15 protein-coding genes are annotated in these 11,887 nt (G+C 32.6%); 11 read left to right on the plus strand and 4 right to left on the minus strand.

Annotation, left to right across the window (positions count from 1 at the left end; all coding sequences use genetic code 11):
- Nucleotides 1–20 precede the first annotated feature (20 nt).
- From CLU81_RS05005 to CLU81_RS05025, 5 genes are all read left to right on the plus strand, one after another.
- Nucleotides 21–1,127, plus strand: coding sequence for an MBL fold metallo-hydrolase (locus CLU81_RS05005; RefSeq protein WP_099708824.1), 1,107 nt, complete (start codon nt 21–23; stop codon nt 1,125–1,127).
- Between the two features lie 214 nt (nt 1,128–1,341).
- A complete protein-coding gene (locus CLU81_RS05010) occupies nt 1,342–1,872 on the plus strand; it encodes a GNAT family N-acetyltransferase (protein ID WP_099708825.1) in 531 nt (176 codons plus the stop codon).
- Nucleotides 1,873–1,891: 19 nt separating this feature from the next.
- On the plus strand, nt 1,892–3,016 hold the full coding sequence (locus tag CLU81_RS05015; RefSeq protein ID WP_099708826.1) for a lactonase family protein: 1,125 nt from the start codon (nt 1,892–1,894) through the stop codon (nt 3,014–3,016).
- 125 nt (nt 3,017–3,141) lie between these two features.
- The gene (locus CLU81_RS05020) at nt 3,142–3,660 is read left to right on the plus strand and encodes a GNAT family N-acetyltransferase (RefSeq protein ID WP_099708827.1); all 519 of its coding nucleotides are present in this window, start codon (nt 3,142–3,144) and stop codon (nt 3,658–3,660) included.
- 91 nt (nt 3,661–3,751) lie between these two features.
- On the plus strand, nt 3,752–4,333 hold the full coding sequence (locus tag CLU81_RS05025; RefSeq protein WP_099708828.1) for a TIGR00730 family Rossman fold protein: 582 nt from the start codon (nt 3,752–3,754) through the stop codon (nt 4,331–4,333).
- Nucleotides 4,334–4,563: 230 nt separating this feature from the next.
- On the opposite strand, the gene CLU81_RS05030 is transcribed toward CLU81_RS05025, so the two are convergent.
- Nucleotides 4,564–5,397 carry an AraC family transcriptional regulator gene (locus tag CLU81_RS05030; RefSeq protein WP_099708829.1) on the minus strand — a complete coding sequence of 278 codons (834 nt, stop codon included), beginning with the start codon at nt 5,395–5,397 and terminating at the stop codon, nt 4,564–4,566.
- Between the two features lie 85 nt (nt 5,398–5,482).
- On the opposite strand from CLU81_RS05030, the gene CLU81_RS05035 reads away from it, so the two are divergent.
- The 6 genes from CLU81_RS05035 (at nt 5,483) to CLU81_RS05060 (ending at nt 10,015) form a co-directional block, all read left to right on the plus strand.
- Nucleotides 5,483–5,875, plus strand: coding sequence for a DoxX family membrane protein (locus CLU81_RS05035; protein WP_099708830.1), 393 nt, complete (start codon nt 5,483–5,485; stop codon nt 5,873–5,875).
- Between the two features lie 5 nt (nt 5,876–5,880).
- Nucleotides 5,881–6,831 (plus strand): polysaccharide deacetylase family protein, encoded by a 951-nt coding sequence (locus tag CLU81_RS05040; protein WP_099708831.1) that lies wholly within the window; start codon nt 5,881–5,883, stop codon nt 6,829–6,831.
- Nucleotides 6,832–7,166: 335 nt separating this feature from the next.
- The gene (locus CLU81_RS05045) at nt 7,167–7,634 is read left to right on the plus strand and encodes an SRPBCC family protein (protein ID WP_099708832.1); all 468 of its coding nucleotides are present in this window, start codon (nt 7,167–7,169) and stop codon (nt 7,632–7,634) included.
- A gap of 92 nt (nt 7,635–7,726) precedes the next feature.
- Nucleotides 7,727–8,095, plus strand: coding sequence for an iron chaperone (locus CLU81_RS05050; RefSeq protein ID WP_099708833.1), 369 nt, complete (start codon nt 7,727–7,729; stop codon nt 8,093–8,095).
- A gap of 6 nt (nt 8,096–8,101) precedes the next feature.
- The gene (locus CLU81_RS05055; RefSeq protein WP_099708834.1) at nt 8,102–8,785 is read left to right on the plus strand and encodes a 2'-5' RNA ligase family protein; all 684 of its coding nucleotides are present in this window, start codon (nt 8,102–8,104) and stop codon (nt 8,783–8,785) included.
- A gap of 111 nt (nt 8,786–8,896) precedes the next feature.
- Entirely contained in the window at nt 8,897–10,015 is a 1,119-nt protein-coding gene (locus CLU81_RS05060) for an acyltransferase (protein ID WP_099708835.1), read from the plus strand.
- A gap of 75 nt (nt 10,016–10,090) precedes the next feature.
- On the opposite strand, the gene CLU81_RS05065 is transcribed toward CLU81_RS05060, so the two are convergent.
- The 3 genes from CLU81_RS05065 to CLU81_RS05075 all read right to left on the minus strand — a co-directional run bounded on the left by CLU81_RS05065 (nt 10,091) and on the right by CLU81_RS05075 (nt 11,880).
- Nucleotides 10,091–10,468, minus strand: a complete 378-nt coding sequence (locus CLU81_RS05065; protein WP_099708836.1) for a VOC family protein — start codon at nt 10,466–10,468, stop codon at nt 10,091–10,093.
- Nucleotides 10,469–10,513: 45 nt separating this feature from the next.
- Complete coding sequence (locus tag CLU81_RS05070; protein ID WP_099708837.1) at nt 10,514–11,068, minus strand: hypothetical protein; 555 nt, start codon at nt 11,066–11,068, stop codon at nt 10,514–10,516.
- 68 nt (nt 11,069–11,136) lie between these two features.
- Nucleotides 11,137–11,880, minus strand: coding sequence for a DUF2625 domain-containing protein (locus CLU81_RS05075; RefSeq protein WP_099708838.1), 744 nt, complete (start codon nt 11,878–11,880; stop codon nt 11,137–11,139).
- Nucleotides 11,881–11,887: the final 7 nt, after the last annotated feature.

Below are 11,887 nucleotides of genomic sequence, written 5' to 3' on the forward strand. Positions count from 1 at the left end.
AATTTCACACAAACTAAAATATGATCACAGCCTTATTACTTATAATTTTTACTTTAGGAATTGCACTTTACTTTTATTTACAACATCCAAAATTCGGGAAAGCACCTTCTGGAGAAAGACTGAAATTGATTCAAAAATCGCCACAGTATAAAAACGGAAAATTTCAAAACGAAAATTTCACGCCGGAACTTGCCGAAGGTTACGGATACTTTTCTGTAATTTCTTATTTCTTATTTAAGAAAGTAGATCGAAAAATTCCAACCGATTTAATCCCATCTATAAAAACAAATTTACTCCAACTTGATATCAATCAGGATGTTTTAGTATGGTTTGGACATTCTTCTTATTATATTCAGCTTGAAGGAAAACGTTTTTTGATAGATCCTGTTTTTAGCGGAAACGCCTCGCCTATTGCCGGCACAACAAAAGCATTTAAAGGAACCGATATTTATACCGTTGATGAACTTCCGGAAATCGATTTTTTATTAATCACACACGATCATTATGATCACTTAGATTATGAAACGATTATAAAATTAAAGTCGAAAGTAAAAAAAATAATCTGTCCGCTTGGTGTTGGTTCACATTTCGAATTCTGGGATTTTCCAATTCAGAATATTATAGAAAAAGACTGGCACGAAAAAGTCAAACTAGATCAAAATTTAACCCTTTATACGGCTCCGTCTAGGCATTTTTCGGGCAGAAGCTTTAATCGCTGTAACACGCTTTGGACTTCCTTTATACTAGAATCCAAAGATTTTAAAATGTATTTGGGCGGTGATAGCGGTTACGATTCTCACTTTGCGAATATTGGCGCAAACTATGGTCCTTTTGATCTTGCACTTATCGATAACGGTCAATATAATCCTGCCTGGAAATACATTCATAACTTACCTGAAGATGTTATAAAAGCCATGAAAGACTTGAATACAAAAAGAGTTTTTCCGGTTCATTCTTCCAAATTTTCATTGTCGCTCCATTCTTGGGATGAACCTCTGAAAAAAGTAACAGAATTAAATGCAGCATCAGAAAAACCGATTCCGCTTGTAACACCAATGATTGGCGAATTAGTCGAATTAAAAAATGAAAAACAAGAATTTAAACAATGGTGGGAAGGAGTTAAATAGATTGCAGATTATAGATTATAGATTATAGATTATAGATTATAGATTATAGATTATAGATTGGAACACGTTTACTTTGTCATTCCGAGGAACGAAGAATCTCCGTGAGAAGCTCGACAAAGATTGGGTTTTCTTTACGGAGTTACTTGCGAAGATTCCTCGTTCCTCGGAATGACAAAAAAGAGAATAAAAAATTACGCCATTAATAAACAAAAAAATGAATAACTCAAACTATACTATCCGAAATGCTTTTCCTTCAGAATTTGAAGAAATAGGCAAATTATTGATTCGTGTTTATTCGCAATTAGATGGTTTTCCGAAAGAAAATGAGCAACCTAATTATTATAAAATGTTGGCCAATATTGGCGATTTTACCAATCATCCCGAAACAGAACTTTTAGTTACAATTGACGAAAACAATACGATTCTTGGAGCCGTAGTTTATTTTAATGATATGAAATATTATGGTTCCGGCGGAATCGCAACTCAGGAACAAAATGCAGCCGGTTTTAGATTATTGGGCGTTGATACAAATGCTCGCGGAAAAGGAATTGGGAAAATTCTAACGCAGGAATGCATCAAAAAAGCCACTGATAATAAACGTCAGCAACTTATAATTCACTCGACTTTGGCAATGAAAACTGCCTGGAAAATGTATGAAAACCTAGATTTTAAAAGATCTGAAGATTTGGATTTTATGCAGGGAGAATTGGCTGTTTTTGGATTTAGATTAAAGATTATTTCATAATATAAAACGGCAACAAACCTTGAAATCAAAAATATCTTTCTTAGTAATTGCGCTTCTGTTTGCTGTAAGTGCGTTTTCTCAAAATACGTACGTCTTTCTGGGATCTTATAATCCTGATAAAACCGCCGAATCTATTCAGGTTTATCAATTAGATACTATAAACGGAAAATTGAGCAAAATAACAGCTGTAAAAAATGTTGTAAATCCGTCGTATCTGACTTTGTCACCAAACGGAAAATATCTGTACGCTTGTACAGAAACTAAAACGCCAAATGCCGGAAGTGTTAGTAGTTTTGAGTTTAATCCCGAAAATAAAACTTTGACCTTTTTGAACAGTCAAAAAAGTGGCGGTGAAAATCCTGTTTATGTTGCTGTTCATAAAAGCGGGAAATGGCTCGTAAATGGCAATTATACGGAAGGAAGTGTTTCTGTTCATCCGCTTTTAGAAGACGGAAAAATAGATTCTCTTGCTCAAAATTTTCAGTATATGGATGGAAGTATCCATAAAGAACGACAAACGAGATCACACATTCATTCTACTGTATTTTCGCCTCAAAATGATTATTTATTCCTGCCCGATCTTGGCGCCGATAAAATACGTTGTTACCAATTTGATGCAACTCAAAAGCAACCTCTTGTAGAAACAGATCATCCTTTTATAAAAACCGATTTAGAAGCCGGACCTAGACATTTTACTTTTCATCCTAATCAGAAATTTGGTTATTGTATCGAAGAAATGGCGGGAGCAATAAGCGTTTATCAATATGAAAATGGTATTTTGACCAAAATTCAACGCATAAACACACATCCGGATAAGATTAAAGAAGGTTTTGAAAGTTCTGACATTCATATTTCGCCCGACGGAAAATTTCTATACGCGACAAACAGAGGAAAAGAAAACAATATCGCGATATTTTCAATTGACCAAAATGGACTTTTGAAAAACATTGGTTATCAATCGACTTTAGGAGAACATCCAAGGATTTTTGCTATCGATGAAACCGGAAAATTTCTTATTGCAACCAATGTTCTTACAGGAAATGTGGTAGTTTTTAAAAGAAATTCAAAAACGGGATTACTTAAAAAAGTTGGAAAAGAAGTTAAAATGGAGAATGTTTCTTGTGTTCAGATTACACAGATTTAATTTAGTTTGCCCACGGGTTTTGCGAATTAAACAGATTGACACAGATTTTTTATTCTCAATTTATCTTCACATTTTATGTCATTTCAACGAAGGAATTAACAACATAAACTAAAAAAAAAAAAATCATGATATCAAATTTTAACTTACAACCTGAAATTTTAGAAAATGAAGTTTCAAAGTTAATCCCGTTAAAAGATAACCATTTTGAAGCATTATTTGAAGCTGCTTCCGACCCGTTAATTTGGGAACAAAATCCTGTAAAAAACAGATATGAAAGAGAAGCTTTCAAAACTTATTTTGATATCATAATTACAAAAAATCCGTTCTTAATTATTGATAAGCAAACCAATGAAATAATGGGAACAAGCAGTTTTTATGATTATAATCCGGAAAAATCCAGCGTTGGGATTGGCTACACGTTTATATCCAGAAAATTTTGGGGAGGACCATATAACAAATCAAACAAAAAATTAATGATCGATTATGCTTTTCAGCACGTTAATTCGGTACTTTTCCATATTGGAGCAGAAAATTTCCGTTCGCAGAAAGCCGTTTTAAAACTCGGAGCAGAAAAAATCAATGATATTCTATTTAGCGTGAATGGAGTTGATTTACCGTATTTTGAATATGAATTGAAAAAATAAGTTGCTCAAAGTCTACAGCATCAATTGAATATAAAGAACAAATTTATAGCAAAACATCAAACTTTTACTTTTATAATTTCACATAAAAAAAATGAAAAGAATAACAGTCTTCTGCGGATCAAGTTTTGGTACCGAAAAAATTTATAAAGAACAAGCAACATTACTTGGACAAACATTGGCCAAACAAAATATAGAATTAGTTTACGGCGGAGCAAACGTTGGTTTAATGGGCGCTGTTGCTGATGGCGTTCTTAATGAAGGCGGAAAAGTAATTGGAGTTCTCCCGAACTTTTTGAAATCTAAAGAAATCGCACATCTCGGTTTAACCGAATTGATTTTGGTCGAAAGTATGCACGAAAGAAAAACCAAGATGAACGATTTATGCGATGGCGTTATCGCGCTTCCGGGTGGTTTTGGAACTCTCGAAGAACTTTTTGAAATGCTGACCTGGGCACAATTAGGTTTGCATAAAAAACCAATCGCAATTCTAAACATCAACGGATTTTATGATTCCTTAATTGAATTAACGAAAGTTATGGTAGAGAAAGGTTTATTGAAAGATGTTAATCAGCAAATGCTTTTGGTGAGCGATAGTATTGATGATTTATTAGATCAGATGCAAAATTATGATCCTCCAACAGTTGGAAAATGGATTGATGGAAAAAAGCTTTAGATTAATCTTGAATGTAATTAGTTTTTACATCAAAGCTCCAGAGGAGCAATATATTTATAGCAAATTTTGTGTGAGATCCTACAATCAAGCTCCAGCGGAGCGACATATTTATGATTATTGAATAGATAAATATTTCGCCCCGATGGGGTTCTACTGCATAAATTCTTGATTTTCTATAAATATGTCCCGCTGGGACTTAAAATCGAGTAGATCTAACGATCCACTTTAATCTATTTTTTAAACTGCTTCTTATAATCACTCGGATTCAATCCTGTATATTTTTTAAACAATCGATTCAGGTGGCTCGCATCGCTAAAACCAAACTCGTACACAATTTCATTGATTTGCATATTAGTAAATTTCAATCTGGTTTCGATGAGTTTTACTTTGTAGGCAATCGTATATTGCTGAATGCTTTGTCCCGTTTTAGTTTTAAAATACTCACTAATATAAGTAGGCGAAACATTGAATTTTAAAGCCATTTTTGTTGCTTTTAATTCCTCCGGCTGATAAATATTATGATGCACATAATTCAGTAAATCTAAACTGGACTCTGCATTAGATTGATTAAGAGCAAGTGGCGAAATAAGCGAAATATTTCTGGCAGCAATCGTAATAATAGTATTCAAAATTTGTTTGATTACTTCTTGCTGCTGCGGAAAATTACTGCTTTCTTCTCTAATCAACGCTTCTACCATTGCACGCAACAAAGGTTTATCGGTTACGGTTTTTAAAATACATCCCGGTAAATGATTGTGGTTGTGAAAGATAAACTCCAATTTCTGAATCCAGTCGTTGCTTTGTGTTTTGAGATAACTGTCATGAAATCTGATAAAGAAAAACTTTGTTTTCTCTATAACCTCAAAACTATGCGTATCTTGCGGAAAAATCAAAAACAATTTATCGTTGCTATAAGGCAATCGATGATCGTTGATTATCTGAATTCCTTTCCCTTCTAAAACAAAAACCATTTCAAAAAAAGTATTTTTACGTTCTTTGACTTCATATTCCGAAACTTCCAAAAACTGAAGTTCAAAAGGATGGTATAAGTTTCTAATTTCCATCTTCCAAAAATACAAATTAATCCCATGATTGTACAAATTTTAAAAAGTTGTTCTTCGCAACTTTGTACTATAAAATCATACAAAAATGGAAACAACCTCTTTTTTATTATTACGCCTTGCCATCGCCATTAGCATGTTTGGACACGGATTGGTACGCTTACCAAAACTAACCACTTTCAGTAATTGGATGATTGGCAGTTTTGAAAATTCTATGTTACCAAAATTCATCGTAACACCTTTTAGCTACATTTTACCAATAGCCGAATTCGCAATTGGTTTACTCCTATTGCTTGGCTTGTTTACGAAACCATCCTTAATTGCCGGAGGCATTGTAATGCTTGCCTTATTATTTGGAACATCAATGATTGAGAACTGGGAAGCAGTTCCATCACAACTTATTCATATTGCATTTTTTGCCTTATTATTACATTTTATTGATTCGAATAGCTGGGCAATTGATTTATTAATTAAAAAATAAAAACTATGAGTTCAAGACGAAATTTTATAAAACAAACCGGAATTATCGGTATGGTTGGAATGATGAATCCTCTGGAAACTTTTTCGGAAGTTTCAAAAACGGCTCCTTTATTTACGCCTCAAAAAACAAAATGGGCGGATGGTTCCAGATTAATTGTTTCTATTTCGATGCAATTTGAAGCTGGTGGACAACCCCAAAATGCAGAAAGTCCATTTCCTCAAAATATACAAAAAGGATACATTGATCTTCCTGCTGCAACCTGGTACGAATACGGTTATAAAGAAGGTGTTCCGAGAATGCTGGACAATTGGGATAAATTAGGCGTAAAAGTGACTTCGCATATGGTAGGAACTGCGGTTTTGAAAAATCCTCAACTCGCCAAAGAAATTGTACAAAGAGGTCATGAAGCTGCTGCGCACGGAATGAGCTGGAGTACGCAATACACAATGCCTTATGACGAAGAAAAGAAATTCATAAAAGATGGTGTTGACGCCATAAAAAGTGTTACAGGTTTTACACCGGTTGGTTACAATGCAAACTGGCTTCGCCGCGGAACAAACACTTTAGAAATCCTTCAAGAACTTGGTTTTAAATACCATATTGATGATTTAAGTCGAGATGAACCTTTTATTATTCAGGTAAAAAACAAAGATTTTGCTGTGATTCCGTATACAATTCGATGTAATGATATTGTTTTAATTGAAGGAAAAAACTTTTCGGCAGATCAGTTTTTACAACAAGCCAAAATGGAATTTGACCAACTTTATGCCGAAAGTGAAACACAACGCCGACAAATGTCTATTAGTTTTCATGATCGCATTGGCGGAACTCCACAAATGGTAAAAGCGACAACAGATCTTATAAAATACATGCAACAACATCAAGGCGTAAGCTTTAAACGTAAAGATGAAATTGCCGAAATCGCTTTGCACGACAAAACAACTATAAGAGAATAACTAATATATTTTAGATTGCTGATTTTAGATTTTAGATTATAATCCATGCAGGTAAAAACTTGTGTGGATTTTTTAATTAATCTTAATTGGAATTTCTTTCTTAAATTAGATGTTCGAAAAAAACATTGAAAATTTCAAGTTTACACGCCAGTTTTGTCATTCCGAGGAACGAGGAATCTCCACAAGTAGCTCGCCAAAGATTGACTTTTCTTTATGGAGTTTCTTACGGAGATTCCTCATACCTCGGAATGACAAACGAAACTTTTTCACATTTTACAAATAACATTTTACATCTCACAAATAACATTTTACAAATAACATCTCACAAGTCAACAATGAAAGTAGAAAACAACCACTTCGCAAAAGCCGAAATGCTGATTAGAAAACCTGTTTCAGAAGTTTTTCAGGCTTTTATTGATCCGGAAATCACCCGCAAATTTTGGTTTACCAAAGGTTCCGGAAAATTAGAACAGGACACAAAAACCGAATGGACATGGGAAATGTATGGGTTTTCGTTAACGGTGACAACGCATGTTTTACAGGAAAATAAAAAAATTGTAATCGAATGGGGAAATCCTGATGAAACCACTTTGGTCGAATGGATTTTTACTCCGTTAAACGAAAATGAAACTTTTGTGAGCATTACAAATTCCGGTTTAAAAGGAGATTCAGATAAAATAATCGATCAGGTTCGCAATTCTACAGAAGGTTTTACGTTAGTTTTGGCTGGAGCCAAAGCGTATTTAGAACATAATATTTTGTTGAATTTGGTCTTGGATCGTTTTCCGAAAGGTCTTGCGTAAAGAAAGTTTCAAGTTTCAAGTTTTTTTTGTTTCAAGTTCGTGACGACAATCCAAAACCTGAAACTTGAAACCTGAAACAAAAAAATAAAACTATGGAAACCAAGAAACCTTCAAATATCGACGAATACATTGGCACATTCCCAAATGATGTTCAGGAAATTTTGGAGAAAGTTAGAATGACAATTCAAAAAGCGGCTCCGGATGCCAAAGAAAAAATCAGTTATTCGATGCCGGCTTTTGAGCAAAACGGAATTGTGGTTTATTTTGCTGCCTTCAAAAATCATATTGGTTTGTATGCTTTACCAAGCGGACACGAAGCTTTTGCGGCTGAACTTTCGAAATATAAATCAGGGAAAGGTTCTGTACAATTTCCTTTAAATCAACCAATGCCTTTTGACTTAATCACAAAAATTGTGAAATTCAGAGTAAAGCAAAATCTCGAAAAAGTCAAAAAGAAATAATATGAAATGAATTTACAAGAACACTATAACGAACTTTACAAAAAATCTTCTGAAGCTATTTTAGCAGGAAATTACAAACTGGATTCTCAAATTAATGACAAATCTGATTCGCGTTTTGGGATTACATTATTAATCAGACCAAGCGAAACTATTAAGGCTAATATCCAGTTGTTTTTAGACAAATTAAAAGCGATCGATCCTTTACAATATTATTATCCGGATTCTGATATTCATATTACTGTAATGTCGATTATTTCGTGTTATGAAGGTTTTAGTTTAGACAAAATTATAATTGCAGATTACGTTGAAATTATCAAAAAAAGTCTGATCGATGTCAACGAAATCAAAATTAAATTTCAAGGCGTTACAGCTTCACCTTCTGCTTTGATGATTCAAGGTTTTCCAACGGATGAATCTCTTAATAACTTACGCGAGAAACTACGCGAGAATTTTAAAAAGTCAACTTTACAACAAAGTATTGATAGCCGATATGCCATTGCAACTGCACATTCTACTGTTTTAAGATTTCAGGAAAAGCTTCAAAATCCAAAACAATTAATAGATGTTGCAGAGAAATTTCGTGATTTTGATTTCGGGGAATTTAAAGTCGAAAATATTGAATTAGTTTATAATGATTGGTATCAAAGAGAAGAAAATACGGTTGATTTATATCCTTTTTATTTAAGATAATTTTAAATCTACTTCTTTTAATTTTGTTAATAAAAGTTGAATTCTCAAAATTTTAAATCTTGTGATTTCAATTACCTTTGAGTTTTAAAAACTTAAAAAGCAAATACTGAAGTGCAGAAAAAATTATACGGATTAGATCATTTAAGAGCTTTTGCAATATGTTTTGTCTTCTTATTCCATTATCAAATCCCTATTTTCGGTTATCCTGAATGGTTGACAGGTGTAGCTAAATTTGGATGGACTGGTGTCGATTTATTTTTTGTTTTAAGCGGATTTTTAATTTCTTCTCAACTGTTTTATAAAATTAAAAATGGAGAAAAAATTTCCTTTAAAAATTTCTTCTTAAAACGTTTTTTCAGGATTCTTCCCCTCTTTTGGTTTGTTACTGCAATTTATTTTGCCTTTCCTTTTTTCAGAGAAAAAGAAGCACTTCCTCCTCTATGGAAATTACTAACTTTTACTCAAAACTTTGGATTGAATATAAGAGATTTTGGAACATTTTCTCATGGTTGGTCTCTTTGTGTTGAAGAACACTTTTATTTGATTTTACCAATTCTATTGATCTTTTTACAGTCAACTAAGTTTTTTAATAAATCGTATTGGTTATTAATTGTTGTATTTATTCTTGGATTTGCAGTTCGATTGTATAGTTGGTACAGTTTATATTTACCAAATATTGATAAAGACGATTCATGGCTTTTTTGGTATAAATTTATTTATTATCCAACATACAATCGTTTGGACGGGCTTTTAATAGGAGTTACAATTGCTGCGATCTACCAATTTAAACCTCTTTTATGGAATAAACTATCCAAATTTGGAAATCTTTTTTTAGTTATTAGCTTATTACTGTTAACAGGAGCATATTTTTTATGTTATGAAGAAAGATCTTTTTATGCTACAATTTTTGGATTCCCATTAATTGGCTTAGGATACGGTTTTATGCTTATAGGTGCAATATGTCCAACATGTTTTTTATATAAATGGAATTCAAAAACAACTACATTTATTGCTACGCTTTCTTATGGAATTTATTTAACACACAAAGGAATTATTCATCTTACACAACAATTTCTTTTGCGCTTTAATGTCGATATTAATAGTAATTTCACACTTGCAATTTGCATTTTATCATGTTTGTTAATTGCTTTTTTACTTCATGAATCAATAGAGAAACCATTCATGAAATTAAGAACAAAATACAGCGCATTTGCAAGCGAAATGAACTAACAAGTTAATTTGAAAATATAATTTGTCAATTTGTAACTTGAGCGATAGCAAACAGGCGAAGTAAATTCGGGACAACTATTTTTTATACTCTTTACCAGAAAAATTCCCAAAATGCCACAAAACTCCGGATGGATCGTGTAAAAAACATTCGCTTCCCCAATCAAAATGTTTTGTTGGAGTTAATTTTACGCCGTATTTCTCTGTCAGATTGAGTTTCAAAAGTTCGTTGTAATAATAATCAACATCTTCGACTTCGACAAAAATCATTGTGTTTTCAATCCAGCTTTTATCATAATAATCCTGAAGATAAAAGGCTAAATCTCCTGTTTTAAAAACAGAAAACTTTGGATCTAAAACGCCTTCTTCAAAACCTAAATCCTGATAGAAGCTTCTGGAGATTTCAAAATCTTTGGCTCCAATAAATGGTCGGATTGATACTGCTTTGTGTTTCATAATTCAGGTAATAAAAATTAAAAATAGTTATCAATAACTTTAACTCTAGAATACATCGTAACTTTCTAAAACCTCAAAACCAAGTGCGCCTTTTTTGATATTAATTTTGACACTATTGGCTGAACTAACTTTCTCTGTATCTTTAAATTTAAAGACAAGTTCTTTCTCAAAATCAAAATATTTAAATCTAACCAAAGGTTGTCTTTCGCTTCGACTTCCTTTTGGTCCCGGCATAGAACTTTTCTCTATTATTTTTGCTTCATAATTTTTAACAACTGGATTTGCGAAATAGTAATTTGCAGCCATAAATAAATAGCAAGAAATAAAACCCCAAGAACCAAAATTCTGTACTAGTAGAATAAAATTACCAGATGTTGAATATACTTTTTTTAAATGTTCTCTACTAAAATAAAAGCCAATAAATCCGGTTACTACTACAATTGAAATTGGAATATATACATTAATTAATGTTTTTCTAAAAATGATTATTTCAAAAAATCCCAAAATAAGACCAATTATAAGAACAACGAAATAAAAAACTTCCCATTTCCATTCTTTTTTTGGTTCAGGGGTCTCTTTTACAGCTTTAACTTTCTTCATGAAAACGATTCTGTTTCTAATAATATTTTCTAAATCTCTACCAATTTATGCAATCTCAAAACCAAATTCTATTGCTCAAAACCAAGTTGTTTTCGTAGATCAATATTTAAACTGTATTGTTCCTGAACCGGAATTATTTTTCTTGAATTTTTACTAATATCGCTTCCTTCAGCGGTCCATAGAAAAGGGTAAAAATTAAAAACCTCATCACCTTTTAATTTCGAAACTTCTTGTCGCCAACCATTCCATCTGTTGCCTTCATAGAATTTATCCAAATCATTGCTAAAACAAAATCCTAAAAATTCAGAATACGTAATATCAAGTGGTTCGTATTCCAGATTATCCGGAGAAAAATAATAAACCTTCCCTAAATCAGTTCCTAATCCGCCTCCGTTTAAAAGGTAAAAACCACCAATTGCATCATCAGCAATTAATACAAAAGAAGGTGTTTCACCAAACTCTTTAAACGTTTTTCCTTTATTCCAATCTGAAAGTGTACGATTAAATTTTGAATTTCCCGAACCCAGAATTCTAATCCAGCCATCATCAACCAAAATTCCGCCAGTCATAAAAATAACCGCTCCCAATGACGAACGTGTTGTAACTTGAGTATTATATAATGTTTCTTTGGCTTTTGAAGCGTCAACGGGCAAAACCTCAACTTTGTTTTTTGCCGTTTTAATCCAGTCTTCAACAATTACCCAACCCGGATCTTTTTTGTCTATAAGTTCTTCAACGCTTTTCATTTTGTTTTGTGCTGTTATTGTAAAAGTCAAAAACAGGAATGTAATTAGGGAAAACCTCAGTGTCATTTTATTT

The sequence above is a fragment of the Flavobacterium sp. 9 genome (assembly GCF_002754195.1).
Taxonomy (GTDB): domain Bacteria; phylum Bacteroidota; class Bacteroidia; order Flavobacteriales; family Flavobacteriaceae; genus Flavobacterium.